The sequence below is a fragment of the Myxococcus hansupus genome (assembly GCF_000280925.3).
GTDB lineage: Bacteria > Myxococcota > Myxococcia > Myxococcales > Myxococcaceae > Myxococcus > Myxococcus hansupus.
On record NZ_CP012109.1, the window covers coordinates 7,748,271 to 7,774,566 of the forward strand.

Annotated in this window: 22 protein-coding genes; 15 read left to right on the forward strand and 7 right to left on the reverse strand. The window is 70.9% G+C overall.

All coding sequences use genetic code 11. The features are described from left to right. Positions 1-52: 52 nt before the first annotated feature. The 3 genes from A176_RS30325 (at position 53) to A176_RS30335 (ending at position 3,259) form a co-directional block, all read left to right on the forward strand. A complete protein-coding gene (locus A176_RS30325) occupies positions 53-1,816 on the forward strand; it encodes an ABC transporter ATP-binding protein (protein WP_002637865.1) in 1,764 nt (587 codons plus the stop codon). Between the two features lie 106 nt (positions 1,817-1,922). After that, positions 1,923-2,300 carry a hypothetical protein gene (locus A176_RS30330; RefSeq protein ID WP_002637866.1) on the forward strand — a complete coding sequence of 126 codons (378 nt, stop codon included), beginning with the start codon at positions 1,923-1,925 and terminating at the stop codon, positions 2,298-2,300. Positions 2,301-2,392: 92 nt separating this feature from the next. Continuing rightward, positions 2,393-3,259: a hypothetical protein gene (locus A176_RS30335; RefSeq protein WP_226994028.1), complete on the forward strand. Its 867-nt coding sequence runs from the start codon at positions 2,393-2,395 to the stop codon at positions 3,257-3,259. Positions 3,260-3,275: 16 nt separating this feature from the next. Here A176_RS30335 and A176_RS40315 read toward each other — a convergent pair whose 3' ends face one another. Further along, entirely contained in the window at positions 3,276-3,917 is a 642-nt protein-coding gene (locus A176_RS40315) for a hypothetical protein (protein ID WP_226994029.1), read from the reverse strand. Positions 3,918-4,089: 172 nt separating this feature from the next. Here A176_RS40315 and A176_RS30345 point away from each other — a divergent pair, with 172 nt between their 5' ends. The 3 genes from A176_RS30345 to A176_RS30355 are packed head-to-tail and all read left to right on the forward strand — an operon-like array spanning position 4,090 to position 5,685. Further along, positions 4,090-4,314 (forward strand): hypothetical protein, encoded by a 225-nt coding sequence (locus tag A176_RS30345; protein WP_002637870.1) that lies wholly within the window; start codon positions 4,090-4,092, stop codon positions 4,312-4,314. Between the two features lie 45 nt (positions 4,315-4,359). Continuing rightward, positions 4,360-5,121 (forward strand): hypothetical protein, encoded by a 762-nt coding sequence (locus A176_RS30350; RefSeq protein ID WP_002637871.1) that lies wholly within the window; start codon positions 4,360-4,362, stop codon positions 5,119-5,121. 3 nt (positions 5,122-5,124) lie between these two features. Continuing rightward, positions 5,125-5,685 (forward strand): hypothetical protein, encoded by a 561-nt coding sequence (locus A176_RS30355; RefSeq protein WP_002637872.1) that lies wholly within the window; start codon positions 5,125-5,127, stop codon positions 5,683-5,685. A 10-nt stretch (positions 5,686-5,695) separates the two neighbouring features. Here A176_RS30355 and A176_RS30360 read toward each other — a convergent pair whose 3' ends face one another. The 5 genes from A176_RS30360 to A176_RS30380 all read right to left on the reverse strand — a co-directional run bounded on the left by A176_RS30360 (position 5,696) and on the right by A176_RS30380 (position 13,146). Further along, positions 5,696-6,661, reverse strand: a complete 966-nt coding sequence (locus tag A176_RS30360) for a hypothetical protein (RefSeq protein WP_021781376.1) — start codon at positions 6,659-6,661, stop codon at positions 5,696-5,698. Beyond that, positions 6,658-7,608 (reverse strand): hypothetical protein, encoded by a 951-nt coding sequence (locus tag A176_RS30365; RefSeq protein ID WP_002637874.1) that lies wholly within the window; start codon positions 7,606-7,608, stop codon positions 6,658-6,660. The genes A176_RS30360 and A176_RS30365 overlap by 4 nt, the downstream gene beginning before the upstream one ends. A gap of 1 nt (position 7,609) precedes the next feature. Beyond that, complete coding sequence (locus A176_RS30370) at positions 7,610-9,130, reverse strand: pilus assembly protein (RefSeq protein ID WP_226994030.1); 1,521 nt, start codon at positions 9,128-9,130, stop codon at positions 7,610-7,612. Continuing rightward, positions 9,127-9,936: a TadE/TadG family type IV pilus assembly protein gene (locus A176_RS30375; RefSeq protein WP_002637876.1), complete on the reverse strand. Its 810-nt coding sequence runs from the start codon at positions 9,934-9,936 to the stop codon at positions 9,127-9,129. The genes A176_RS30370 and A176_RS30375 overlap by 4 nt, the downstream gene beginning before the upstream one ends. Positions 9,937-10,089: 153 nt before the next feature. Then, entirely contained in the window at positions 10,090-13,146 is a 3,057-nt protein-coding gene (locus tag A176_RS30380; protein ID WP_002637877.1) for a helicase-related protein, read from the reverse strand. Positions 13,147-13,357: 211 nt separating this feature from the next. Here A176_RS30380 and A176_RS30385 point away from each other — a divergent pair, with 211 nt between their 5' ends. From A176_RS30385 to A176_RS30420, 8 genes are all read left to right on the forward strand, one after another. Continuing rightward, on the forward strand, positions 13,358-15,202 hold the full coding sequence (locus A176_RS30385) for a sensor histidine kinase (RefSeq protein WP_002637879.1): 1,845 nt from the start codon (positions 13,358-13,360) through the stop codon (positions 15,200-15,202). A 262-nt stretch (positions 15,203-15,464) separates the two neighbouring features. Further along, positions 15,465-17,267, forward strand: coding sequence for a cytochrome c3 family protein (locus tag A176_RS30390; RefSeq protein WP_002637880.1), 1,803 nt, complete (start codon positions 15,465-15,467; stop codon positions 17,265-17,267). Between the two features lie 30 nt (positions 17,268-17,297). Continuing rightward, entirely contained in the window at positions 17,298-18,458 is a 1,161-nt protein-coding gene (locus A176_RS30395; RefSeq protein ID WP_002637881.1) for an FIST signal transduction protein, read from the forward strand. Between the two features lie 3 nt (positions 18,459-18,461). Then, the gene (locus tag A176_RS30400) at positions 18,462-21,404 is read left to right on the forward strand and encodes a response regulator (protein WP_002637882.1); all 2,943 of its coding nucleotides are present in this window, start codon (positions 18,462-18,464) and stop codon (positions 21,402-21,404) included. Next, entirely contained in the window at positions 21,397-21,807 is a 411-nt protein-coding gene (locus A176_RS30405; protein ID WP_002637883.1) for a response regulator, read from the forward strand. The genes A176_RS30400 and A176_RS30405 overlap by 8 nt, the downstream gene beginning before the upstream one ends. Before the next feature lie 92 nt (positions 21,808-21,899). Further along, positions 21,900-22,751, forward strand: a complete 852-nt coding sequence (locus A176_RS30410; protein ID WP_002637884.1) for a tryptophan 2,3-dioxygenase family protein — start codon at positions 21,900-21,902, stop codon at positions 22,749-22,751. After that, entirely contained in the window at positions 22,748-23,782 is a 1,035-nt protein-coding gene (locus tag A176_RS30415) for a methyltransferase (protein ID WP_002637885.1), read from the forward strand. Before A176_RS30410 ends, A176_RS30415 begins: the two co-directional genes overlap by 4 nt. Positions 23,783-23,996: 214 nt before the next feature. Beyond that, positions 23,997-24,785 (forward strand): dienelactone hydrolase family protein, encoded by a 789-nt coding sequence (locus tag A176_RS30420; protein WP_002637886.1) that lies wholly within the window; start codon positions 23,997-23,999, stop codon positions 24,783-24,785. A 206-nt stretch (positions 24,786-24,991) separates the two neighbouring features. Here the strand turns inward: A176_RS30420 and A176_RS30425 are convergent, their stop codons facing one another. Then, positions 24,992-25,678: a response regulator transcription factor gene (locus A176_RS30425; RefSeq protein ID WP_002637887.1), complete on the reverse strand. Its 687-nt coding sequence runs from the start codon at positions 25,676-25,678 to the stop codon at positions 24,992-24,994. A 205-nt stretch (positions 25,679-25,883) separates the two neighbouring features. Between A176_RS30425 and A176_RS30430 the strand changes: the two genes are divergently transcribed. Then, complete coding sequence (locus A176_RS30430) at positions 25,884-26,294, forward strand: response regulator (protein ID WP_044890414.1); 411 nt, start codon at positions 25,884-25,886, stop codon at positions 26,292-26,294. Positions 26,295-26,296: the final 2 nt, after the last annotated feature.

Sequence of the window (26,296 nt, forward strand, 5' to 3'; positions counted from 1 at the left end):
CCGGTAGCCTTGGACGTTCTGGCGACTCAGTGACAGAGTCCGCCGCCGAACAGTGGCTCCCCGTCCTTCACCTCACGTCTACCGTCGGCTCCTCGGCTACCTCCGCCCGTACCGGCTGCTGCTCGCCGCGGGTGTGAGCGCGTCCGTGGCCGCGGCCATCGCCACGTCCGCCTATGCCTGGGTGGTGGGCCCCCTGCTGCGCGCGGTGCTCACCCACGAGCCCGTCACCGTCGCCGGGGTGTCGCTGCCGGGAGATGCCCTGCTCAAGCGGCTGCCCCTGCTCGTGGTCGCGGTGGCGGCGGTGAAGGCCACGGCCCAGTTTCTCCAGGGCGGGCTGATGCAGCGGCTGGGGCAGCGGGTGATGGCGGACCTGCGCGGCTTCCTCTATGGGCGGCTGCTCGGCCAACCGCCCGCGTTCTTCGAGAAGCGCCACTCTGGTGAGCTGGTGTCGCGCTTCACCGCCGAGGTGCCGCTGGTGGAGTTCTCCATCACGCAGGCGCTCACCTCGTACGTGAAGGACGGGCTGCAAATCATCGCGCTGCTCGTCACCTGCTTCCTCATCGACCGGACGCTGTTCCTCTTCACCTTCATCGTCGTGCCGGTGACGGTGCTGCCCATCAACCGCTTCGCGCGTTCGCTGAAGAAGGTGGCCGCGCGCTCGCAGCAGCGGCTGGGCTCGCTGACGGCCATCACCGCCGAGCAGCTCCAGAACCTGCCGGTGGTGCAGGCCTACAACGGCCAGCCGCGCGCGCTGGACGCCTTCGAGGTGGAGGCGGACAAGTACCTGAACGAGATGCGCCGCTCCCTCTTCCTGCGCGGCGCGGTGAGCCCCACCGTGGAGCTGATGGGCATCGCGGGCGTGGCCATGGCGGTGGCGTGGGGCGCGCGCGCGGTGGCGGCGGACCCCGCGCTGGCGGGGCGGCTGCTCTCCTTCATGGCGGCCGCGCTCCTCCTGTACCAGCCGGTGAAGTCGCTCAGCGGCACGCTGTCGCAGGTGCTGACGGGGCTCGCCGCGGCCGAGCGCCTCTTCGCCATGGCGGACGAGCCGTCCCCGACGGACGTGGGCGAGACGGCCGGGCCGCTGGCGCGCGAGCTGAAGCTGGAGGGCGTGCGGGCCACCTACTCGGACGGGCGCGAGGCGCTGCGGGGCGTGGACCTGGTGGTGCCCGCGGGCGCGCGCGTGGCGCTGGTGGGCCCTTCCGGCGCGGGCAAGACGACGCTCTTCTCCGTGCTGCTGGGCTTCCTCCCCGCCTCCGGGGGACAGGTGCTGTGGGACGGCGCGCCGCTGTCCACGCTGAAGCCGTCCAGCGTCCGCGGCCAGGTCGCGTGGGTGCCCCAGGAGCCGGTGCTCTTCTCCGGCACCGTGCGGCACAACCTGCGGCTGGGCATGCCCGAGGCCACGGACGACGCGCTGTGGGAGGCGCTGCGGCTGGCGCACGCGGACGACTTCGTGCGCGCGCTGCCCGGCGGGCTGGATGAGCCGGTGGGTGAACGCGGCGGCCGGCTGTCGGGCGGACAACGGCAGCGGCTGGTGCTGGCGCGCGCCTTCCTGTGCAAGCCGTCCGTGCTGCTGCTGGACGAGCCCACCAGCGCGCTCGACGCGGCCAGCGAGGCGGCGGTGGGCGAAGGCCTGGTGGCGCTGATGCAGGGGCGCACGGTGCTGGTCATCGCGCACCGGCTGTCCACCGTCCGCGACGCGGACCTGATTGCCGTCGTGGAAGGCGGCCGCGTGGTGGAGGCCGGCACCCACGCGCAGCTCCTGGCCCTGCGGGGCCGCTATACCCAGCTTCTGGGCGAAGGCGCCGTCGCGGCTTGAGCGGGTGGGCACGGGCGCGGTGTGCGCCCTGGCCGCTGATGGACACCGCGCACGCTTCCGTCCTTGCCCCCACCCGGCCCCTCTGCCACCGTCCCGCTCCGGTTCGATGCGACCCCGGGAGCCCCTGTCCCTCAACGGCCTGCTGCTCATCCCCGCGCTGGTGCTCGCGGCCGTGGCCTGTGTGGCGATCTCAGCGCGGCAAGGCACCCTGGCCTTCGCCGCCACCCTGACGCTGCTGCTGCTCCCCGTCGTCTTCCGGTTGTGGACACGCACCTGGTACCGCGGGCTGGTGTTGCGCGGCGTCGGCGTCTTCCTCATGGGTATGCACGTGCCCCTGCTGCTGGCCGGCGTGCTGGCCTACGGCCGCATCGGCTGCGCCGAGGGCGGATGTCCCAAGCTCTACCTGACAGGTGTGCTCGTCTCTCCCGTGGCGGGGGCGCTGGCGAGCGTCATCTACTGGCTCGTGGGTCGTCCCCCGGTCTAATTTCACAGGCTTCACCGGAGAGACTACTCTCTCCTGAAATGCTCGTTCCGCTCCGGCTTCGTCTGGCGTCAGGCCTTCCCCTGGCGTTGGCCGTGCCCTTCACAGTGTTCGTGTGGTGCTTCACACTCGGTCCCCTGCTGGATGGGACGGAGGGCGTGACGCGCGCGTTCCATGCGGCCGGGCCGTTTGGCGCGCTGGTGGTGCTGGTGCTGGCGCTGGAGGTCCCCCTGCTGGCCATGGCGCTGGTGAGCACGGGCATGGAGCGGCGGGTGCCCCTGTCCGCCATGCTGGGGCTGGCCACGCTGCCCTGGATGCTGGGGCTGATGGGCACCGAGGTGTTGGTGGATCGGGCACTGGCCGCCCTGCCCCGCCTGGACGTGGTGGAGGCGGGCGTCGTCCTGGCGGCCAGCACGGGTGAGGCCATGGCGCCCAGACTCCTCGGGGCATGGACGAGCACCGCGCTGCTGATGGGCGTGGCGCTGGGGCTGGTGCTGGCGCACTTCGGCTCCGCGAGCGTCCGGGAGGACGCGGGCCACCGCGGCCGGGGACTGCTCCTGGCCAGCGGCGTCTCCGCGTCCCTGGCGTCGGTGGCCATGGTGGGCGCGCTCGAGGCCCGCCACCTGCTGGGCTTCCTCACGGGGCTGGCGCGCATGCCGGAGTCCGAGCGCGCGGAGCTGATCGCCGCCGGACTGGCGGCGACGGCGAACCTGCGCGCGCTGCGGTGGACCTTCACGGGCGTGCTGGCGGTGCTGGGCCTCACGCTGATGGCGCGGCGGGCGGGCGAGGACTCCCACACGCCCCTGGGCTGGTCCGCCCGGCTCGTCCCCGCCACCGCGGTGGCGGTGCTGCTGGTGCTGGACGCGCACCCGGTGAGCTCGGCCACCGAGAACGCACCCGTGGCCATCCCCGCCGGACACGGCGAGGTCCCCGCACCCGGAATGACCGCGTCACCGTCGTGACCCGGCGCGCCCTGGCTCAGCCCGCCAGGATGAACGCCAGCATGCCCAGGCCCACCAGCAAGCCCAGCGCGAGCACCCACACCATGGTCATGCCCTCGCCGGGCCTCACCACCGGCGGCTCGACGTTCTCCACCACCACCGTCCCCGGCTGCTGGGTGGGTGGCACGTCGAAGAGGGCCTGAGCCGTCACCGGCGGCGCCTCCACCGCGGGCAACGTGGGCTCCGACGGACGCTGCGAACCACCCTTCATCTCCAGTCCTTCTCGCGCCAACGCCAGCACGCGCTGCATGTGGAGCAGGTAACGGTCCTGCCCCGTGTAGGTGCCCATGGCGAGCGCCGCGCGCAGCAAACGCTGCGGCACGAGCTCCGGGTCCGTCTGGACCACCGCGGCGGCGGCGGCCCTGGCGCCCGCGGCGCGCTCCAGATGGCCGGTGCGGACGCCCTCGCCGCTGGCCCACACGTAGTGGTCCTCCAGCAGCGTCAGCTCCTGCCGGCGCACCCGGCCATCCAGGTCCACCAACGACATCAGCTCCGCGCCGTCCGGGCACAGATGCCAGACGGTGCGCAGCCCATTTTCGCCCGGCGGGCCCTCCACCGCGTGGACGCGGTAGAGCGCCTGCACCGCGGACTTCAGCGTCTCCACGGAGGTTTCTGCCATGTGTGAACGGAGACTAGGGGCGGAGGGCCCGAAACGGAAGACGGCCCACCGCTTGTCCGCCTGGCTTCCCCGCTCCCCGAACGCATTGCGCCTTCCTACCTTGAACGAAAGGCGCTCGCCGCGTGTGGCACCGGACATCTCGCGCGGTGTGGCCGCCTGGAGGAGCAGGCCCATGCCCATCACCCTTCCCGACGAGCCCATCGAAACCCCGTTCGAGGTCCCCGAGAATCGCCGCGAGGTGACGGAGGAGCCCACCGACGCCTTCATGAAGTCGCAGGTGAGCTGGGACGGTTGGGCCGCGCACGGCGGCGGCCACGTGCCGGACGACTACGCGTGGACCTCCAACCCCAAGGAGCGGCAAGACGCACTCATGGGCGAATGGCCTGAAGAGACGTGAAGCTTCGTGCGCCTGCCTGCCCGCTGTGCTTAGCGTGCCGACCCCATGAGCCGCTCCCGCGATAAAGGTGATGAGTTCCAACGCCAGTTCGAAGGCGCCCCCACGCTCGACGGCCTGCTGGACCTGGCGGGCAGTTCGCTGAACAGCGCCCAGGTGCTCGAACGCATGCGGGAGGCCCTCGGCCAGGGCGTGCCGGTGAGCGACGTCATCCCCTCGCTGTTCGACGAGGAGCCGCGCTTCCCCTCGCCCGACATCGCCCGGCGGCTGTACCAGAACCTGCTGGGCCTCTGGGATTTGGTGGAGGAAGGCAAACAGGTGCGGATGGAGGACGGCGCGCGCCCGCCCCGCCCGAAGAAGGTGAAGGCCACCGCGCCCGCGCCCTTCCACCCCGGGGTTCCCACGAGCGAATTCGTGGAAGGCGCCTGGCGTTACCTGGAGGACGACGAGAAGACGCGCACGCGCTTCACCCACGCCTTCGAGAACCGACAGGACGCGCTGCTGGGCGCGCTTGACGCGGCGGCGCTCACGGACGAAGGATACGGGGTCGCCCGCCACCTGCTCCTCGAGCTGTACGCCATGCTGGAGCTGGGCTGGCCGCCGGGACTCACGTCCGTCAACCCGGCGGTGCTGGAGGCGGACACCGATGCTCCACCAGTGCCCCAACCGCTGAAGGACTACGCGGACGAGGCGCTCTTCGAGGCGGAGCAGGACGAGGAACAGCCCCTGTCCTCGCAGGAGCTGGAGGTGGTGCGGCGCCTCGTCCATCGCGGACTCGCGGCGCTCTGGGGCGCCCGCAAGGAGAGATGAAGGATGGCCAAGGACAGGGACGACAACGGCGGCGGCTTCTCCGGGAAGCGCTCCAAGAGCTGGCGTGAAATCGACGCGGGCCGCGCCAAGGGCAGCAAGTACACCTCCCGCCAGGATGACCCGGCGCAGCAGAAGCTGGAGCGCAGCGCGAGCTACCAGAAGTACAAGGCCGCTGCGGACGCGCTCTTCACCGGCGGCGAGCTGCCGGAGGGGCTGGCCAAGACGTTCGACCCCGAAGGCAAGCGCAAGGCCCAGAAGCAGGCCATGCAGAAAGTCACGGAGTCCGAGACGCGCGCCGACTGGGTGAAGGCCGTGGTGGACTACCTGGAGAAGTATCCGGAGATGCCCGAGGACGCGTACTTCCTCGACAGCCTGCTGGACCACCCGCGCGAGCGCATCGTCGACAAGGCGCTGGCGAAGCTGGAGGTGCTCGGCGAGGAAGGCAAGCTGAAGACCAAGGTGCCGCAGAGCCTGGACCAGCGCCTGAAGTCCGTCGAGCTGACCAGCATGGACCCGGACATGCAGGGCCGCGCCAAGGCGCTGCGCGAGAAGCTGCGCGCCTGAGTCCGCCGGTTCAGCGCACCACGGCGGGGCCGGGCCCGGGAGCGGGAGGCACCACGGTCCGCCCGCCGCGGTACACGAGCACCACCGCGCGCTGGTTGCCTTCGCCCGGCTCGTGCACCACGCGCAGCTCCTCGCCGGGGCGCACGTAGAAGGACGTCTCGCCGTCTTCCAGGGTCCAGCCCGCGCGCTTCAGCGCGTCCGCGTAGAAGGCGTCCACCTGCGCGCCGGACAGGGGCACGTGGAAGGCGAGCGTCCGTGAGCCCTCGCCATTCACGCGCAGGACCTGACTGGCGTGGGCGGGCATGGGCGCGAAGTCACCCGCCGCCGCCGGGTCTCTGCGCAGCGCGTGGTTGGCCTCGCCGAGGTACAGCAGCGTGGTGCGGTCCGGCTGCGGCTGGAAGATGACGGTGTACGTGATGCCTCGGTGGCCATCGATGGCGGTGAGCATCACCGCGCCGCTGGCGAGCTGGGGCTGCTCCTTTCCCGGAGGCACGTGCAGGCCCGCCGCGAGGAACGCGTCCGCGAAGCGCTGGACCAGCGCGTCGAGCCGCTCCTTGGCGTGGACCGCGCGCAGCGCGACGGGGATGCCGCCAGCCTCGACGATTTCGCTCGAGTCGACGGACTCCAGGACCTGCACGCGGGGCCACGCGAAGCGCGGCCGCTCCAACGGTGTTGCGTCGGGTGCACTGCTCGCCGCCGGGTGCTGAGGCGCCGCGCCGGGCGAAGCGCTCGCCACCGGGCCCCGTACCGCTGTTGGCGCAGCACCGGTCGAGGCGCTCGCTGCCGAGCCCCGAGCCGCCGCACCGGGCGAGGCGCTCGCCGCCGTGCCCCGTGCCACGCCAGATGCCCGCGCCGCTGACTCACGCGCCGCGACGGGCGCCGCGCCCACCGGCTTGCGCCCCACCACATCCTGAGCCGCCACGGGCGCCGCACCGGCCAGCCACGCCGCGCCCAGCAGCCCCCAGCTCCACCTCAACGGGGCACTCCGAGCCAGCGGTTCGCGCGGTTGGCGTTGTGCGAGCGGATGTTCGGCGCCTCGAAGGGCGTCACCTCCCAGCGCGCCTGACCTCCGGCGTGCGTGGAGCCGAGGTTCTCCTCGTAGCGGTCCTCCTCGCCACGGAAGCTCATGAAGAACTGGTCTTCATTGACACCGTCCGCCCCCGTGAGCCCCGCGAGCGCGGAGCCAGCGTTGCCACCGCCGCCGTTGGCCCGGTACACGCGCTGGGCCCACTCGTAGTAGTCCGGGTTCGCGCACCGGCGCGCGCCATTGATGTTGAGCGCGCAGGACCGGCCCTCCTCCACACCCGACAGGCCCCAGTCATCCAAGAGCATGCCGAAGCGCGCGGTGCAGCGACCTCCCGAGGCACGCCCCGCCGCGCACACCGTGAAGGCATCCGCCGCCCGGCGCTGTGACTCCTGAAAGAAGCCAGAGCGCCCCTCCTCCAGGTACCGGCCAATGCGCACGCCACGGATGCTCGAGGACGCGGTGCACCCCATGCCCTGCGTGCCCATGACGAGCGTGCCCCCGAGGTCCGGGTCGGCGGCGGCCATCACGAGCCCGCGCACGTTCCCCGGCAGCTCCGGGCGGCAGTCGACCTGGATGGGCTGCGCGCGGGCAATGGCCTGCTGGATGGCCACCCCCGTGCGGCCCATGCGCTGACGCCCGTCGAAGTCCGCGTAGCGGTTGTTGGCCTCCGCCTCGGCGGCGAGCACCGTGCCGCGACGGCCCCACTCGTTGACCTGCGGGTCGTGCATCACGCGCCCGGTGGCGTTCCACAGGGCGAAGTTGGCGGCCTCCTGCACCTTGAGCGAGAGCACGCCCACCTCGGCGAAGTAGATGCCGAACAGGAGGATGGTGACGAACACCATCGTGCCCAGCGCCGTCTCCACCAACGACTGACCGCGTGCGTGGCGATTGCGCATGTCAGTAGCCCCTGTCGCTGGGGCCACCGCCCCGGTAGCCCACCGAGTGCAGCTCGCGCAGCGTCCGCGCGTGGCCCGAGAAGCCCGCGGCGCCCAGGCTGTCCGCGGGCCGGTCATCGCGAGAGCCCTCGGCGCTCACCAGCGTGGCGCGCCAGAAGGGGTTGAGGAAGTTGGGAGGCTCACGCCACCCGCCGCCCTGCGCCGCGGGGCGCGGCCGGTGGTAGTAGACCTGTCCCGCCGACAGGGCCACCTGGTTGCGCTGCACGTCCTCACGGCCCGTGGGGCGGATGCGGCCCAGCGGACTGCTGTTGTCGAACTCCGTTTCGGTCCCCGCGAAGCGGAAGCGGAAGAAGAGGTTCCACGGGTCCGGACGGGCCCGGCGCTCATCGCTCGCGTAGTCCCGGTACAGGATGCTGTACAGCTTGGGCTGGCCGAAGTGGTTGGACGCCCCCGCCTGGAGCTCGTCCACGTTGTAGCCAATGGAGTAGGGCCAGATGCCAGGGCACACGACGCAGGCGCCCAGCGTGTGCGTCTCGTAGGGCGGCACGCCGTCCTCGGGCGCCTGCCCCGGAGGCAACCGCGCGCCATACACGTGCTGGTCCTCGTGCGTCTGCAACTCGTCGGACATCACCCACGCGTCCAGCGCGACGGGGGGAATGGGCGGCGCCGTGGGGCAGCGCGAGGGATAGACGACGCGCCCATGGTCATGCGCCGTGGAGTTCCGGCCGGAGATGGTGTTGTACGTCGACGGGTCCATCTGCGACGCCGAGCCGTACCGACGGAAGGCCGTGGAGACGGCCGCGCCACCCGTGCCGAAGCCAGCGCTGCCGCCCGGACGGTTGTGGACCCACGTCCACCCCATGCTGCCCATGGTGGCGTTGAGCGCGGGGATGCCGCCGCCAGACGGGCACAGCGTCCCGTCACCCACGCCGCAACTGTACGTGCCCGCCTTGATGGACTGGATGACGGCGTCCCGCTCCGGGACGTCGTTGCCACCGTTGAGCTCGGAGAAGCTCTTGGCCGCGCCCTCGGGCGGCGCGCGCAGCTCCGGATTGACGGTCTGGGCGACGCGCCGGGTGAGGTCCTGCCTCGCGATGTGGTCACTCAGGAGCCGGCCGTAGATGTTGAGCCCGGCCCGGTACATGTTGCCGGCCCGGCCCTGGAGCTGCTGCACCTGCGTGGCGGCGGCCGTGTCCGCGGCGAACCACACGGGCGGCGGGATGACGCCGGGGCAGGCCACGTCGTGGGCCGCGTACTCCTGGCTGCTGTTGCTGATGAGCGACTGGGTGCCGGCCATGGCCACCATGTGCGCCACCTGCGCGCGGTTCATCACCGCGATGGCGTTGAAGGCGCGCGCCGTCGCCACCGCCTGGCTGTAGGCCGCAGCGTCCGCGGCCATCTGGATTTCGACGCGCTCCTTGGCGCGCATGCCAAAGCCCAGCGTCATCAACACCATCAACGCGAGCAGCAGCAGCGTCAGCGCGAAGAACACCAGCGCCTGACCTCTGCGCGCGCGCCTCATGAGCCGTGGAGATTGCACGCGGGACCTCCCATGAAGTGCTCGGACATGACGGGCGTCATCATCCGCATGGCGGCGTTGACCTGGATGGGGAACAGGAAGTGGCCCTGCTCGCTCCAGCGCAGCATGCGCGTGCCCAAATCGCCCCCGGGCCAGCCATCACGGCCCAGGGTGGCGTCCGTCTCGCCCCACCACGCGGAGCGGCGCTGCACCGGCATCAGCGGGTTGGCGGCCGTGTAGCGCTGGATGTTGAAGTGGGCGAGCAGCATGCGGCTCATCACCCAGTTCGCGAACGGGATGCGCATGTAGTACCAGGCCACCATGCGGATCTCCAACGTGCGCGCCCGCAGCGCCGCCGCGTTGTCCGTGGGCTGGTCGAAGAGGAGGTCCTCGCCCCCGGTGAGGTCCTGCGCCCACCCCGAGTCCGGCGACTCACGGACGATTTCGATGAGGGGCTCGTTGAAGTCCCGCCCGTAGGAGCTGCTCACCCGGTAGTGGTTGTGACGCCGCGGGGAGAAGGCCGCCGCGAGCGCCTCCGCGCTGTCCGTGCGCGCCACGGTGGGCAGCATCGTCACCAGCGCGGCGTGCATCATCGGCAGGCAGTTGCCGTGGTTGATGCTGCCCGCGCGCACCGCACGGTACGCCGCCACCTGCGCCAGGATGCGCGCCTGCAGCATCATGAAGAGCTGCAGTGTCCCCAGCACGAGGAACACCACCAGCGGAAGGGTCAGCGCCGCTTCCACCGCGGCCTGTCCCGACTGACGTCGTGTGCGTGGGGTGCTCCGGTGGATCATGCGCGCCTCCACCATCCTCTTTCTCGTTGATTGAGGAATCGGTCAAATGGCCCGGCGGGCTGAAGACGCGCGATTTCACTGGGAGAACAGAAGCGGTATTCCCCGAAGTGCTAGAAACACCCCCTCGCGCGTCCACCGGTGGACACCCCACCCGGCACTGACCTCCGGTCACCGATTGAGGACGAATCCGCAGGCCGAATCGAGCACCACCTTGGCGCCCGCCAGGGCCTCCAGCAGCGCCTCGTAATGGGCGTGCTCCGCGGCGAGCTGCGCCTCCACGGCCTCGGTGGAGAGGCCCTGGTGCCCCAGGGACAGGCGCTGGCGGGCCACGGCGGCGTCGCGCTCGGCTTCAATGGCCTTGCGCGCCTGGGTGGCCAGCCTGGCCAGGTCCGCTTCGGCGGCCTTGTGGCCCACGGGCACCGCCGCGTCCACGAAGTCCGCGAAGCCCGGGAAGGCCAGCGACACCTCGTCGCCCTTGAGCGTCTTGCCCTCCTTCTCCAGCGCGGGCAGCAACGTGGGCTCGGACTTGGGCTTCCCGCCCGCGTCCGCCACCACCACATGGACGAGCGTTCGCTCCAGGAAGCGGGCGAGCTGACGGCTGGGCACCCGGGCGCCGGGGGAGGTGTCCTCCGGCTCCGGCAGTTGGACGTGGAAGAGCAGCTCCACGCCACGTCCCTTCTGGGGCCCGCGCCGCTCGATGAAGCGGAACGCGCTGCGGCCATAGGGCCCGTCGCGCAGGAAGCCGAAGAGGGCCTCCACCAGCGAGTGGCCGGTGGCGAAGTACTCCAGCTCCTCCGCCTCCACCGCGGTGTCGCGCCAGAAGGTGCCCAGCCGGGTGTGGTCCTCCATCACGTCGATGCCCGGCAGTCCGTCCACCTTCAGCGCGTGGCCGAACTGGAAGGCCACCTGGAAGGCCTCGACCTGCTCGTCGATGTCCACGCCGATGCCCACCCGGCGCGCCAGCTCCGTGACAGTCTCTTCCAGGCGCTCGTCCAGGTCGCGGGCGATGCCCCACAACCCGTCCTCCACGTTGGACGGCGCGTCCTCCCCGTCCTCGTCCTCGTCTTCGTCCGCCTCGATGCCCATGCGCTCCTGGGCGCGCTTCACCAGGCGCTCCACCGCGGGCTTGTCGAAGCTGCGCACGTCCAGCAGCGGGTCATACGCGCGCTTCACCTGCGCGCGCGCCGCCTCCACGCGGGCCTTCAACTCCTGCGCGTACGCCATGCGCGCCTCGCGGGGCAGCAGCGCCAGCTCCGCCAGCCGCGCCTCCACCTCTTCCAGCACCGCGTCCAGGCCGCCCACCGTCTCGCCGAAGACGCCCACCGCGTCCGCCAGCAGCATCAACACGTCGGAGGCCAGCGTGCCCGCCGGGTCGAAGACGTGGATGTCCACCGGGTGCGTCTGGCCAATGCGGTCCAGGCGGCCAATGCGCTGCTCCACCGTGGCCGGGCTCCAGGGCAAGTCATAGTGGACCAGGTGGTGCGCGAACTGGAAGTTGCGGCCCTCGCCGCCGACCTCGGTGCACACCAGCACCTTGGGCCCTTCCGGGTCGCGGAAGCGCGCCACCTGCCGGTCGCGCTCCAGCAGCGGCAAATCACCGTGGTAGCCCAGCGCCTCCACGCCCTCGCGCCCCAGCTCCGCCTGGAGCGCGTCCAGCGTGTCGCGGCTCTCCGTGAAGACGAGCACCTTCGCCGCGGGCTCCGTCTTCCAAATGCCGCGCAGCACACCCAGGAAGGCGCTGAACTTCGCGTCGCGCGAGGGCAGCCGCAGCGCGTCCGCCTGCCCCTTGAACACGGGGTTGGAGCGCACCGCGCCCGCGAAGGCCGCGGGGCTGGACTCCAGCCGTCGCAGCACGTTGCCCAGCGGCGCGCCGCGCAGGCTGCCCCCCGCGAGCACCGCCAGCGCGGCGTCGCGGACCTTCAGCTCCTCGGTGGACAGCGCCACCGGGTGACGGTGGAGCCGGCGCGTGGAGAAGCCGCCCACCACCGCGCGGCGGTTGCGCACCAGCCGGTCACTGAGGCTGTACGTCTCCGCCAGGTGCTGGAGCAGCGCGTCGCGGTCCTTCAGCGACGACAGCTTCGTGTCCTCGGGGAAGCGCTTCGCCAGCGCCTGCACCGCGGCGGAGGGCTTGCCCCCTTCCATCAGCGCGCGCACCGCGGCGGACAGCTCCTCCTGACGCTGCAGGCGCGCCTCGAAGCCCGCGACGGTGGGCGCCGTGGCCGCGTCGATGAGCGTGAGCAGCCCGTGGTACTCCGCCGGGTCCAACTGCATGGGCGTGGCGGTGAGCAGCAGCAGGCCCCACGTGTTCTTCGCCAGCACCTGCGCGGCCTCGAAGGCGCGCTCGCCCTTGAGGTGGTGCGCCTCGTCGATGATGACCAAATCCCAGAAGGCATCCTCCTGGGCCAGCGCGCGGCGGTGCTCCTCGCTGCGCTGGAGCATCTCCAGGCTCGTCACCACCAGCGGGAAGCGCGCCCAGGGCGACACGTCCGGCGCCTCCTTGAGCGACTGCGAATAGCGGTCCGAGTCCATCAGCGTGAAGAGCTGGTTGAACTTGTGGAACAGCTCCACCAGCCACTGCACGGTGAGGTGGCTGGGCGCCACCACCAGGCAGCGCCGCGCGAGGCCCGACAGGCGCAGGGCGCTGAACACCATGCCCGCTTCAATCGTCTTGCCCAGGCCCACCTCGTCCGCCAGCACGAAGCGCGGACGGCGGGCGGACAGCACGCGCTGCACCACGCCCACCTGGTGCGGCTTCACCATGATGCGGCTGGCCAGCAGCGCGCCCAGGGCGTCGCAGCGGCGCTCGTCGTCCAGCATCAGCGCCTGCTTGCGCAGGGTGAAGGCCCTCGCGTCGCCCACGCGGCCCTCGCGCAGGGTGGACAGCAGGTCGGAGCGCGGCGGCAGCGCCCGGAGCGAGGACTCGGGCAGCTCGTCCTCCTCGTCATTCTCGATGTAGCGCAGCACGTAGCGACGCAGACCGCGCGCGCCCGGCTCCTCGCGCACCACCACCGCCAGCCGACCCTTGTAGGTGATGACCGGCTCGCCCGGCGGCAGCGGGTACTGCACCAGGGCGCCGCCCTTGGTGGACACCAGCACCGGGGCGTCTTCCCGGGCAGGGAAGGCGACGAGCGCCTTGGCGCCCTCTTCCTGCAGCGACAACAGATGCCCCACGCCCCATTCGGGCTGCGGGAGGTAACGGACCTTGGAACCTTCGACGAGAGACATGAGCGTTCGCTCATAACCCCCTGTCTTCATGAAGGCCATTCCGTAGCGTCCCTGGCGACCCACCTCGTGCGGGAGCCCGCAGCTCGCGCCCCCGCCCCCCTGGGGCGGAGTCACCCCGTCCGCCTGGACGATGTCGTCCAGCGTGCAGTCTGGGTGATGCTTTCTTTACCGACGGCACGCCCGAAAGGGTGCCTTGGGGGGGAGTCACCACATGATGCGCCGTTGGACGTTCGCTCAGCGGGTGAGCGCGGGTCTGTCCGCCTGCCTGTTCGCCGGGCTGATGCTGCTCGCGACCCTGCTGTCCGCGGTGTACGCGCAGGCCACCACGCCCGAGGGCCACGGGGCGCTCCCCCAGGCACTGCTCGCGGGGCTGCTGGGCCTGGGCTGCGTGGCGGCGCTGGGCTTCGTCCTCCACCGCGCGCTGGCGCCGCTGCACGCGCGGCACGAGTCCAGCGAGCAGCACCTGCAGCTCCTCATGGACGGCGTGACGGACTACGCGCTGTGCTTCCTGGACTGCCATGGCCGGGTGACGGCCTGGAACGCGGGCGCCGAGCGCCTCACCGGCTGGGCCGAGGCGGAGATGGCCGGCCGCGACACGGACCGCATCTACCCCGCGGACCAGGTGACGGCGTGCGTGCCCCGCGCCCACCGCGAGCGGGCCGCGCGCGAGGGGCGGCTGCTCGCCGAGGGCTGGCGGGTGCGCCGCGATGGCAACCGCTTCTGGGCGGAGACGCTGCTCACCGCGCTCTATGACGCCCACGGCCGGCTGCGCGGCTTCGTGAAGGTGACGCGCGACATCTCCGAGCGGCGCCGCATCGAACGGGCCCAGGCGCTCTTCGCGGAAGCGGGCCGCGTGCTCCAGCCGCTGTCCGGCGCCCGCGAGGTGGGCGAGGCCCTCACCCGGCTGTGCGTGCCCGAGGTGGCGGACGCCTGCATCCTCTTCCTCCCCGCCGAGGACGGCACGGTGCGGCCCCACGCGGTGGCCTGCGCGGACACCGCCACCCCGCACCGCATGTGGGAACCGCTCCTGCGCTGCCCGGAGGACGGCGAGGTGGGCCCCGCCCGCGTGGTCCGCACCGGCCGCAGCGAGCTGCTCCCGGAGCTGGACGCCGCCCGCCCGCCGCTCGCGCTGATGGGCACCGCGCACGGCGAGCTCCTGTGCGCCATGGGCGTGACGTCCGCCCTCACGGTGCCGCTGGCCGTGGGCTCCCGCGTGCTGGGCGCGCTGTGCCTGATGTCCACGGGGACGCACCGCCGCTTCGGCGAGGTGGACCGCGCCTTCATGGAGGAGCTGGCGGCGCGCGCCGCGCTCGCGCTCGACAACGCCCGGCTGCTGTCCCAGGCCCAGGACGCGCTCGAGCTCATCGGCATCGCCGCGCATGATTTGGGCAACCCGCTCAGCTCCCTGCAACTGCGGCTGCGGCGCCTGAGCATGCAGAGCGCCGCCACGCCCGACACGCGGCTGCGCGAGGGACTGGCCGGGGCCGAGGGCGAGACGCGACGGCTGGGTCGGCTGGTCCACAACCTCCTGGACCTGTCCCGCCTGTCCGCCGGCCGCATGGTGCTGGACACGGAGCGGCTGGACCTGGCGCAGTTGGTGCGCGAGGTGGCCGAACGTCACGCCGACCAGGCCACCGCCGCCGGCTGCGCCCTCTCCGTGCGCGTGGACGCGGACGCCACCGGTGACTGGGACCGCCAGCGCCTGGACCGCGTCATCACCAACCTGCTGAGCAACGCCCTCAAGTTCGGCCGGGGTCACCCCGTGGAGCTGCGCGTCCAGGCCAGCGCCACCTGCGCGCGCTTCAGCGTGAAGGACGGCGGCATCGGCATTGGCGTGGAGGCGCAGCAGCGCCTGTTCCACCGCTTCCAGCGCGTGCACCCCGGCACCCAGCACCCGGGCACCGGCCTGGGCCTCTACATCGTCCGTCAACTCGTCGAGGCCCACGGGGGCACCGTCCACGTCCAGAGCCGGACCGGGGAAGGCGCGGAGTTCACCATCGAACTCCCGCGCGAGCTAAACAAGGATTCCTGCTTAGCGCCTGAAGCAGAGGTGTGACGTTGTAGGAACCCTGCCCTCCAGGGCAGTCCTCCATCTCCTTGAAAACACAGCGAGATGCACCCTGGGTGGATTGTTTTCCCAGAAGTTGAACAAATCTGCTCGTTGCAGATAATCTTCGTACGGCTAAAAAGGCTCGAACCGGGGAAACCCGGAAACGGGAGAGGCCAACCCACACCGCCCCACAGGCGACGGGTGACACGGCCCACTGGCCCCAGGCGCCATGGCGGCGTCGGCTTTCACACGTACGAGGAGTTGCACCATGGGTGGACTTGGAGCCCCCCGGGCCCTGCTCTCATCGCTCGCTGGGCTGTTGCTCGCCTGCGGCGGACAGGACGTCACGGACGAAGCCTCGATGAGCACGCTGCCGGCGGAGGAGAACTTCCTCGGCGAGGAATCCCAGGCCCTGCTGGGTGGGTGGCCATGGCCCAACCCCACGCCCACGACGCCGGCCGTCGCGCTGGCGCTGGAGGTGGAGAACGGCGTGGGCAAGCCCCTGCGCGTGCGCGAAGGCACCACCTTCTTCATCAACCAAATCGACATCCGCTCCTTCGTGACCTCACGCAGGGACCAGGGCCTGACCAACCTCATCCGCCAGAGTGACTTCGGCGGCCTGGGCTGGCTGGGTGTGCGCCAGGTGGACCAGGAGTCTGTCGGCGCGCCGGGGCCCTACACCCGCCGCCGCTACTACCGGGAAGCGGCGTGGATGAACCTGCCCAGCCACTTCATCGTGGAGCAGGTGGACGCGCGCGGCCGCATCACCGGCGTGCCCATCCTCCTCAACGCGGGCGTCGAGCATCAGCGCCGCCCCGGCATGGACGACTTCTTCATCCGCCGCTTCCGCGGCATCCAGACGGCCACCGGCTGCGCCACGCCGGATGACTGCTCGGCGTCCACGTCCTTCGAGGAGGAGGCCATCCTGGAGCTGCGCAACGCGTATGACCACGCCAAGCGCCAGACGCTCTCGCTGCGCCCCGAGACGCGCGCGCTGCGCCTGCGCTGGACGCTGCGTCCGGGCGCGCCCTACGAAATCCCCGTGGAGCAGGTGCGCAACGCGCAGTACGCCTATGGCTTCCGCATGGGCGTGGAGCCGCTCACCCGCGCGCGCGCGGACGGCACCTACGCGCCCGGCACGGAAATCTCCTTCCAGCTCACCCTGCGCGACGGCGCGGGCAACCGGCTCCACCCCAAGGGCTACCTGCCGCCGTACAACCAGGTGGCGCCCGACGGCACCGACTCCGGCCTGCAGTACTACCGGGCCTTCTTCGACGCGACGGCGACCTACTACCGGCGCAAGCACCGCGAGCGCATGCTGATGACGCAAATCATCGGCCCCGCGCAGCACATCCAGCCCATCCGCTCCGTCGTCGCGCTGGAGGCGTTCCTGGACCCGGCCGTGGACGAGCAGGTGGTGGCCACGCCCGAGCGGGACGGCGTCTTCTCCCAGTTCGCCACCCTGCCCTTCGCCAACATCCTCTTCGGCGGCGCCTTCATCGACCCGGCGCTGTGGGACGTGCCCAACACGGACACGTGGCAGTTCAAGCTGCCGCACAACGCCGCCCCCGGCACCTACCTGGTGACGGTGAAGGGCCGCCGCACGTACCTGGGCGAGGACATCCCCGGCTCCACCACCATCGAAATCCAGGTGGGCACCCGCCAGCGCACCGAGCCCAAGCTCACCACCGGCCCCTGCACCTCCTGCCACAGCCAGGGCGGTCAGCTCAGCGAAGTGCTGCACGCCAACGAGAACCGCGCCGCGTGCGCCGGCTGCCACTCCCCGCTCGCCTTCGAGCTGGAGGGCCCCATCTTCGTGCGCACCCACTTCATCCACTCGCGCTCGAACCGCTTTGACGCACCGCTCCACCAGTGCTCGTCCTGTCACCTGACGAAGGAGAGCATCCAGCGCACCAGCAAGGCCGCGTGTCTGTCCTGCCACAAGAGCTACCCGGACAACCACGTGGCGCAGTTTGGACCCATCGAGAGCATGTACGTGGGGGGTGGTGCGGAGTCTTTCCAGCAGTGCACCGGCGCCTGTCATACTCGGCACCCCGGCAGCGGCCTCTAACCCCCCGCGCGCACACCTCGGAGTGCCTCCATGGCCCAAGTGAAGATGCAGACGGCTCGCACCACGTTGAAAGAGCCGGATGCCGCCGCGGAGGATCTCCTGAGTCAACTGGGCGGGGACACCCCCCGCCTGGTGACGATGTTCGCCTCGCGGGAGCGGGACCAGTTGGCCCTCAACCGCGCGGTCCGGGCCCGGCTCCCCGCGGGTGTGCGTCTGATTGGCGCCACCACCGCGGGTGAGCTGGACAACACCGGCATCCACGAGGGCAGCGTGGTGATGAGCGCCCTCTTCGGTGACTTCGAGATTGGCCTGGGCCTGGGCATCGGCCTGTCCGTGGACGCCATCAGCGCGGGCGCGGCCGCCATCAAGCGCGCATGTGAAGACCTGGGCGTGCGGCAGCAGGACCTGGATCCGCGCCGCTACGTCGGTCTCGTGATTGACGACGGCTTCCGTTACAAGAAGGAAGAGCTGCTGCTCGGCATCCTGGAGAAGTGCCAGACGCTGGTGCTGGTGGGCGGCGGCGCCAGTGACGCCAACCGCGACCCGGCCAAGCAGTCCGCCCTGGTCCACGTGGACGGCGAGGTGGCCACCGACGCGGTGCTGGTGGCGCTCTTCAAGACGAACGCGCCCTGGGCCGCGCTGCGCTCACACTGGTACGTGCCCACCGGCGAGAAGCTCACCATCACCAAGGTGGATGAGAGCCACACCCGCGCGCTCGAAATCGACGGGCACCCGGCCGCCAAACGCTACGCCGAAATCCTGGGCGTGGGCGTGGACGAGCTGGAGTTCGGCACGCCCCGCGGCTTCGCCGTGCGCCCCACCGCCCTGCGCGTGGGCCGCGAGTACTTCATCCGCGCCGCCTGGAGCCCCCAGGAGGACGGCTCCATCCTCTTCGCCAACCTCCTGGAGGAGGGCACCGAGCTGGAGCTGATGAAGCTGGGGGACATGGCCGGCATGACGCGCAGCTTCTTCACCGACGAGGTACCCCGCAGGGTCCAGAACCCCCAGGCCGCCCTCCTTTTCCACTGCGGTGGACGCATGTGGTACGCCAGCGCCACCAATACCACGCAGCAGTTGGCGGAAACGCTGAGGGCCGCACCCACCGCCGCTGGTATGAACGTGCACTTCGAAATCTATTCGGGGTTCCACATCAACACCACGCTGACCGCGCTGGTCTTCGGGGCGAACTGAGCCATGGCCAACTCACAGCCTCCCTCGGAGTCTCCAGCGGACAACGCCTCCCTCCTGCTCGTGGCCAGCGAGCGGGAATGCCAGCGCGTGGAGGACGCGCTCAACCACGCGGGCGTCACGGTGCGCACGGAGCGCGCCACCACGGCCGCCGCGGCGGAAGCGGCGCTGTCGCGCACGTGGAGCCTGGTGCTGTGCGGCGCGGAAGTGCCCGGCGCGGGCTTCGCCGAAGTCCAGGCACTCTGGGGCAAGTACGGCAAGGAGCTGCCCTTCGTCGTGATGTCGCGCGACTGGAACGAGGACACGCTGGAGGCCAGCGTGCGCGCCGGGGCGCTCGACTACATCACCGAGGACCGCTTCAGCCGGCTGGTGCCCATGGTGCAACGCGAGCTGCGGATGACGGCGGACCGCCGCCGCCACACCGCCACCGCGGAGCAGTTGGAGCGCACCAACTACTTGATGGAGAACATCATCGACGCGATTCCGTTCGTCCTCTTCGTGAAGGACGCGGACTCACGCCGGCTGGTGGTGGCCAACAAGACGTTCGCGGATGCCTTCCGCGTCACCAAGCAGTGGCTGCTGGGGAAGCTGGACCATGACTACTTCCCCAAGGAGCAGGCCGAGTCGTTCATCGCCATCGACACGGAGATTCTCGAAACCAAGCAGATGAAGTCCTTCGAGGAGGTGGCCCGCGCCGACGGCGTGGACCGCATCTTCGCCACGCGCAAGCTGCCCCTGCTCGACGAGCACGGCGTGGCCCGCTACGTGATGGGCGTCACCGAGGACATCACCGAGCGCAAGCAGCATGAAGAGATGCTGCGCGCGTCCAAGGCGGAGCTGGAGGCGGCCAACAAGCAGCTCGCCGCCAGCCTGGAGGAGATCAAGCGCACCCGCGCCGTGTCCGCCCGCTCGCTGGCGTCCTACCAGCAGCGCGCGCTGCAGATGGAAATCATCCGCCAGCAGAACGAGGACCTGGACCGGCTGGCCCAGGAGCTGGCGGTGGCCAAGCGCAACGAGGAGGAGCGCGCCCGCGAGGCCGAGGCCGCCGTCCGGCTCAAGAGCGAGTTCCTGGCCAACTTCAGCCACGAGATCCGCACCCCGCTCAACGGCATCATCGGCTATTGCGACCTGCTGATGCGCGAGGAGGGCCAGCGGCTGACGGCCCATGGCCGCCGCGACCTCAACGTCGTGAAGACGAACGCCAAGACGCTGCTGGCGCTCATCAACGACATCCTGGACCTGTCCAAGATTGAAGCGGGCCGCGTGGAGGTCGTCACCGAGCTGGTGGACGTGCAGGAGCTGGCCGAGGAATGCCTGGCCACGGTGAAGGAGTACCTCAAGGGCAAGGACGTGGCCCTCACCACCAACATCGACCCGTCGGTGCGCACGCTCCGCTCGGACGCGCTCAAGCTGCGGCAAATCATGCTCAACCTCTTGAGCAACGCCGCCAAGTTCACCGACGCCGGCGAGGTGGCGCTCAACCTCGTGCCCGCGGGCGACGAGGTCCTGATGACGGTGGAGGACACCGGCGTCGGCATCCCCTCCGACCAGCTCCCCTTCATCTTCGAGAAGTTCCGCCAGGTGGACGGCTCCACCACGCGCAAGGTGGGCGGCACCGGACTGGGGCTGGCCATCGTGCGCGAGCTGTCGCGCGTGCTGGGCGGCAACGTCAGCGTGACGTCCACGCTGGGCCGCGGCACCACCTTCACGGTGCGCATGCCCACCTCCGTGGAGAACACGGACACCGTCCCGCCGCATCTGGAGCGCAGCGTGCCCGTGTCCGAGGTGGCCCAGCACGTGGGCGCCATGGCGCAGCCGGGCGGCACGGTGCTGGTGGTGGACGACGACCCGCTCACCCAGCAGCTCGTGTCCGGGCAGCTCGAGCCCGCGGGCTTCAAGGTGGTGGTGGCCGAGGACGGCATCGCGGCGCTCAAGCGCGCCCGAGAGCTGCGGCCCCAGGCCATCCTGCTGGACATCCACCTGCCCAAGCTGGACGGCTGGTCGGTGCTCAGCCAGCTCAAGAGCGAGCCCTCGCTGGCCGGCATCCCCGTCATCCTCATCTCCGTGGAGGAGCAGCGCGCGCGCGGCTTCTCGCTGGGCGCCTGCGAGTACCTGGTGAAGCCGGTGGAGCCGGACCGCCTGGTGGAGGTGGTGCAGCGCAGCCTCAGCCAGAGCACCGGCTCGGCCACCAGCGTGGGCGAGGTGCTGGTGGTGGACGACGACTCGGCCACCCGCGAGCTGGTCAGCCGCAACCTGCGCCGCGCCGGCTTCTCCACCACGGAAGCCCGCAACGGCGAGGACGCCCTGCTCAAGGCGCGCGTCTCGCCGCCCGCGCTGGTGGTGTTGGACCTGATGATGCCCAACCTGGACGGCTTCGAGGTGCTGCGCCGGCTGCGCGCGGAGAAGCTCCAGGTGCCCGTGGTGGTGCTCACCGGCAAGACGCTCTCCCACGACGAGGAGGCCCTGCTGCGCGACGGCTTCGCCGGCTTCGTGAAGAAGGGCGGCCACGCGCTGGAGGACGTCATCGCCCAGGCCAAGGGCCTGCTGCTGTCCCAGCGCGCCGCCACGGCGGGCAAGCTGGCCCGCGTGCTCTACGTGGAGGACAGCGCGCAGAACCGGGACATCGTCCGCCGCTACCTCAACGGCCACTTCGAGGTCATCGAGGCGGAGGACGGTGAGCACGGCCTGGAGCGCGCCATCCGCGACGCCCCGGACCTCATCCTGATGGACTTGTCGCTTCCCCGCCTGGACGGCTGGGAAGTCACCCGCAGGTTGCGAGCCCTACCGGCCGCGGCCACTGTTCCTGTCATCGCGGTGACGGCACACGCGGGGCGGGAGTATCAGGAAAAGGCGCATGCGGCGGGCTGCACCGCCTACCTGACCAAGCCCCTTGATCGTGACCAGTTGCTCGAGATGATTCGCAAGCATCTAGGGAGAACCCATGTCTGAAGAAAAAGCGCGCGTCCTGGTGGTGGACGACGACCCGGACCTGCTCGACCTCGTACAGCGCTCGCTGAGCGCCTACGGGTTCGAGGTGCTCACGCACACCTCCGCGCTGGGTGTCTCCAACCTCGTCCGCTCCGTGGAGCCGGACTTCGTCCTCATCGACGTGAACTTCCCCGCCCTCAAGGGCGACAAGGTGGTCAACCTGGCGCGCCAGTACGCGCTGCCGAAGACGAAGTTCATCCTGTATTCAGCATCAGACGAATCCAAGCTGCGCTCACTGGCGCTCGCTTCCGGTGCGGACGGATATATCTCTAAAAGCGTGCAAGGCGAGGAGCTGGCCCAGCGCCTGCGCGCCTTTCACCTGAAGCCCCGGCCGCCCACACCGACGCCTGCTCCAGCCACCTGAACGCCGGCTGACATGCCCGCGGGTCCCTCCATTCTGGTAGGGACCCGCGCGCTTCCACACCTTCCGGGAATCCCCCCACTCTGGAGGGCCGCATGAGCGCGTCCATGGATTACAGTCCTGCTGAAAGGTTACGACTCGAGTTGGCTGAACCCCTCTTCAACCCCCTCTTGAAGAAATGGGTCGGCAAAGGCGAGCTCGACTACGAGGTCTATTTGAAGACGCCCACGCTGCTGTCGCTCCAGGCGGCGGACGGCGAGCGGGTGGCGCACGACGAGCTGATGTTCCAGGTGGTGCATCAGGCGCAGGAGCTGTGGCTGAAGCTGGCCTCCCGCGAGGCGGTGGAGGTGGTGGCGGAGCTGGACCGGGACGCCTTGTGGGCGGCCTCGGCGCGGCTGGAGCGCATCTGCCGCGTGCTCCAGGCCGTGAAGCAGGAGCTGGCCATCATGGAGACGATGACGCCGGACACCTACCAGGTCATCCGGCGCAGCCTGGGCAACGGCAGCGGCCAGGAGTCTCCCGGCTACAACATGCTGCGCAAGGTGGCCCAGGGGCTGGAAGGCGCCCTGGACCGGCTGCTGGCCCGCCGCGGGCAGACGTTGACGTCCGTGTACCGCGCTGGCGGCCCGGACGACCTGAAGCGCATCTGCGAGCAGTTGGTGGACATGGACGAGGCCTTCCAGGGCTGGCTCCACGCCCACTTCCAGTTGGTGCGCCGCACCATTGGCGTGGACCGCTCCGTGAAGGCGCTGGACGGCCTGCCCACGCAGGTGCTCCAGGGCCGGATGACGCTGCCCCTGTTCCGCGAGCTCTGGGACGTCCGGCTGGAGCTGACGGCCGGCTGGCGGCGTGAGGGCGGCGTCGCCCCGGGCGCGGACCGGGGTTCACCGGGCGGAGGCTGCCCCATGGCCCACGCGGCACGGACCCAGCAGGTGGAGCGCCCATGACGGTGGAGGCCACGGCCCTGGCCCCCACCCCTCGCGCACTCCTCCACCTGCTCTACAACGGCGCCCGCGCGGTGGACGTCCTGGAAGCATCATTGGAGCTGGGGCTGCTGGACGCCCTGGAGCCCGGCCCCGTCACCCTGGGCGAGCTGGCCGCGCGGCACCGCCTGGTGCCGGTGCGGCTCTACAAGCTGCTCGACTGCCTGGAGAGCTTGGGGCTGGTGCGGCGCGAGCAACCCTCCGACGCCCTGGAGTCCGCGCGCTACCAGGCGGTGCCCGGCCTGCGCGCGGCGGCCCAGGCCGTCCTGGGTCCGCAGTCGCTGGAGAAGGACCGGGAGCGCTACGCCTGGCGGGAGCTGCACGGGCACCTGCCGCAAGTCCTCCGGGGAGAGCGCTCCATGCCCTCCGCCGCCTTCGACTGGCCCCCGCGAACGGACGCCCAGGTGGAGGGCTTCGAGGCCAGCATGGCCGCGGGCCTCCCGCCCATCCTGGAGACGTTCCGCGCCCACGGCCCACGGCTGTGGCCCGGCGGCGGGCGGATGCTCGACGTGGGGGGCGGCGACGGCACGCTGGCCGCCCACCTGGCGAGCGAGCACCCCCAGCTCCGGGTGGACGTCTTCAACCTGCCCGCCACCGCGCCGCTCGTGGCCCGCACCCGCGAGCGCTTCGGCCTCCCCGAAGCGCGGCTGGGCTTCCGCGGCGGTGACTTCCTCAAGGAAGCCCTGCCCTCCGGCTACGACACGCTCAGCTTCGTGCGGGTGCTGCACGACTGGCCCGCGGACACCGCGCGCACGCTGCTCACCGCCGCGCGAGAGGCGCTCCCGTCCGGAGGCCGCATCCTCATCTGCGAGGAGTTCCGCACCCCGGAGCGGCTCGCCGCCCAGTTCTTCTGGTCCTACTTCCTCATGGGCGTGGACACCTGCGTGAGCCGCCTGCGCGAGGTGGAGCACTACCTGCGCGTGCTGGACGAGACGGGCTTCAAGAAGGCCGAGGTCCTCCCCGGCCCCTTCGAACTCATCATCGCCCACCGGTAAAAACGACAGGGCGTGCCCCCCAATTGTCACCCCCACCGCCGCTTGGCGTCAGGGAAGCCCTGGTAGAATGGGCCCATCCCCGGGCCTCCCGGAGGCCAGCCAAGCATGCCCCCGTCTGTTGAAGCCCTGGCACGGGTTCTGCACAATTCCAACGACAGAAGTGTGTAGCAGCAGCACGGCAGCGACGCAGTCCGACGAAGAGGAGGGACTCCGCATGAAGAAGCAGGGTTCACGCAGGTCGGATGAAGGCTCGGAGAAGGCGGTTCGCGGGCTGGTGACGCCCGAGTCCGGGGCAGGTTCCTGGACGCCCCCCATGGCGGACGGAGAGGTCCGCATCCCCGTCGAGGAAGGCGTGGAGTTGAGGGGTCTGCTCCAGGTGCCACCGGGCGCCACGGGCGTGGTGGTGCTGGCCCGGGGCCACGGCAGCAGTCGCCGGGGTGCCACGGACCTGATGGTCGCGCGGATGCTGCAAAACGAAGGGCTGGCCACCCTCGCGGTGGATTTGCTGACGGCGGCGGAAGAAGAGGCGTGCCGGGAGCGCGACCTGCGCTTCAACCTGGGCCTCTTCGGCGGGCGCCTGTCGGGCGTGGCGCGCTGGCTGCGCCGCTCCCCTCGGACGACGGGGCTGCACATCGGTTACTTCGGGGCCTACACCGGCGCGGGCGCGGCCCTGGCCGCGGCGGCGATGCGGCCGGAGTACGTGGACGCGGTGGTGTGCCGCGGCGGTCGGCTGGGCCAGCCGGGCGCCACGCTGTCCAGGGTGCGCGCGCCCACGCTGCTCATCGTCGGCGCGGAGGACACCACCGCGCTGGAGCCGCACCGCCGCGCCATCAGCGCGATGACGGCGGAGACGCGCCTGGAAATCATCCCCGGCGCCACGCACCGCTTCGAGGAGCCCGGCACGCTGACGCAGATGGTGGACCTGGCCTGCCTCTGGTTCCTCCAGCACCTGGGCGCGCCCCGCTGGGAATCGCTGCCTCCGCAGCGCGTCGCCGGCGGCTGAGCGCCTTTCCCGAATGGAAGAAGTGGCGGGCCAGGGCAGCCTTCGTGGCTGCCCTGGCCCCCAGGGGACACCCTGGCGTGGGGGGAGAAGGCGCGCTGCGCCTGACGCCGAGGCACTCCGAACGGTGCCACGCCTCGCGCCGCGCTCCCAGTGGCCAGCGGTCCAGGAGGCGCTGTCCCGCGGTCTGACGCGCAGGCCCTGGAGCCTCAGAGGCTTGCCGGGCGCTGCACACCCAACTGGCACCCGAGGACCGCCAACTGCGCGCGGTTCTCCGAGCCGAGCTTCTTGTAGATGCTGGTGATGTGCGCCTTCACGGTGCGCTCGGTGATGCCCAGGCTGGTGGCGATGCGCAGGTTGTCCGCGCCCGCGGCGATGTAGCCCAGCACCTCGCGCTCACGCGGCGTCAGCCGGCGCAGCTCGCCCTGGAGCGCCGTCTCCGGCTGCGGCTGAAACCCCAGCGACGGCTGCGCGGGCGCCAGGCCCACGGGCAGCAGCCGCTCGCCCCGCACCACCCGCTCCACCGCCTCCACCACCTCCGCGCAGCCCACGTTCTGCTTCCACAAGTAGCCCGCCGCGCCGGCCTGGAGGCACTGCTCCACCAGCGCCGTCTCCCGGTGGCCCGACAGCACCAGCGGCTTCACCGCGGGGAAGAAGTCATGCAGGCACTGCAGCGCGGACATCCCGCTGACGGGCAGCTCCCATTCGGCCAGGTCCAACTGCAGGTCCACGAGCGCGACATGCGGCAACGTCTCACGCACGCGCGCGAAGAAGGGCTCGGGCTCCGCGAAGCCCGCCACCACGTCCATCCCCGCGCCTTCGAGCACCGCCTCCAAGGCCTCCCGGAAGACCTGCTGGTCCTCCAGGATGGCGACGCGGATGCGTTCCGATTCCATGGCCGTCCAACTCCCGCGAAGCCCACCACCCAGGCACCTGACGTGCGCCACCACCAACCCCTTCACCCTCCCCCGTTCATCCCCTGGAGTTCAACCCCTCTAAGGGAATTCCCTCAGACGGGGGGCGACACGAAGTGACGACTGGAGGATACTCGGGACGTCGTTTGATTCTGGAGTGACCATCCGCACGCTGAAGGGGGAAGCCATGTCGGAGTCGAAAATCCGCGTCCTCATCGTGGACGACGAACAGGACCAGCTCTCACTCGTGGAGCGGACCCTCTCCGCCTTTGGCTTCGACGTCCGCACCCACCGCTCCTCGCTGGGCGTGTCCAACCTGGTGCGCACCACGCAGCCGGACCTGGTGCTGCTGGACGTGAACATCCCGGCGCTCAGCGGAGACAGGGTGCTGGCGCTCGCGCGGGGCCAGGCGCCCCAGGGCACCAAGTTCATCCTCTACTCCTCCTCGGATGAGAGCCAGCTTCGCGCGCTGGCGCGTTCGTCGGGCGCGGACGGCTACATCACCAAGAGCGTGCAGGGCGAGGACCTGGCCCGCAAGCTGGAAGCCATCCACAAGAAGCCCGCGGCCGCCCCCGAGCCCCTGCCCATCGCCCGCTAGCG

Bases quoted from the DNA above. Each gene is read 5' to 3' on its own strand.
- A176_RS30330 (WP_002637866.1), top strand. From the start codon at position 1,923: ATGCGACCCCGGGAGCCCCTGTCCCTCAACGGCCTGCTGCTCATCCCC.
- A176_RS40315 (WP_226994029.1), bottom strand. From the start codon at position 3,917: ATGGCAGAAACCTCCGTGGAGACGCTGAAGTCCGCGGTGCAGGCGCTC.
- A176_RS30345 (WP_002637870.1), top strand. From the start codon at position 4,090: ATGCCCATCACCCTTCCCGACGAGCCCATCGAAACCCCGTTCGAGGTC.
- A176_RS30350 (WP_002637871.1), top strand. From the start codon at position 4,360: ATGAGCCGCTCCCGCGATAAAGGTGATGAGTTCCAACGCCAGTTCGAA.
- A176_RS30355 (WP_002637872.1), top strand. From the start codon at position 5,125: ATGGCCAAGGACAGGGACGACAACGGCGGCGGCTTCTCCGGGAAGCGC.
- A176_RS30365 (WP_002637874.1), bottom strand. From the start codon at position 7,608: ATGCGCAATCGCCACGCACGCGGTCAGTCGTTGGTGGAGACGGCGCTG.
- A176_RS30370 (WP_226994030.1), bottom strand. From the start codon at position 9,130: ATGAGGCGCGCGCGCAGAGGTCAGGCGCTGGTGTTCTTCGCGCTGACG.
- A176_RS30375 (WP_002637876.1), bottom strand. From the start codon at position 9,936: ATGGTGGAGGCGCGCATGATCCACCGGAGCACCCCACGCACACGACGT.
- A176_RS30380 (WP_002637877.1), bottom strand. From the start codon at position 13,146: ATGTCTCTCGTCGAAGGTTCCAAGGTCCGTTACCTCCCGCAGCCCGAA.
- A176_RS30385 (WP_002637879.1), top strand. From the start codon at position 13,358: ATGATGCGCCGTTGGACGTTCGCTCAGCGGGTGAGCGCGGGTCTGTCC.
- A176_RS30390 (WP_002637880.1), top strand. From the start codon at position 15,465: ATGGGTGGACTTGGAGCCCCCCGGGCCCTGCTCTCATCGCTCGCTGGG.
- A176_RS30395 (WP_002637881.1), top strand. From the start codon at position 17,298: ATGGCCCAAGTGAAGATGCAGACGGCTCGCACCACGTTGAAAGAGCCG.
- A176_RS30400 (WP_002637882.1), top strand. From the start codon at position 18,462: ATGGCCAACTCACAGCCTCCCTCGGAGTCTCCAGCGGACAACGCCTCC.
- A176_RS30405 (WP_002637883.1), top strand. From the start codon at position 21,397: ATGTCTGAAGAAAAAGCGCGCGTCCTGGTGGTGGACGACGACCCGGAC.
- A176_RS30410 (WP_002637884.1), top strand. From the start codon at position 21,900: ATGAGCGCGTCCATGGATTACAGTCCTGCTGAAAGGTTACGACTCGAG.
- A176_RS30415 (WP_002637885.1), top strand. From the start codon at position 22,748: ATGACGGTGGAGGCCACGGCCCTGGCCCCCACCCCTCGCGCACTCCTC.
- A176_RS30420 (WP_002637886.1), top strand. From the start codon at position 23,997: ATGAAGAAGCAGGGTTCACGCAGGTCGGATGAAGGCTCGGAGAAGGCG.
- A176_RS30425 (WP_002637887.1), bottom strand. From the start codon at position 25,678: ATGGAATCGGAACGCATCCGCGTCGCCATCCTGGAGGACCAGCAGGTC.
- A176_RS30430 (WP_044890414.1), top strand. From the start codon at position 25,884: ATGTCGGAGTCGAAAATCCGCGTCCTCATCGTGGACGACGAACAGGAC.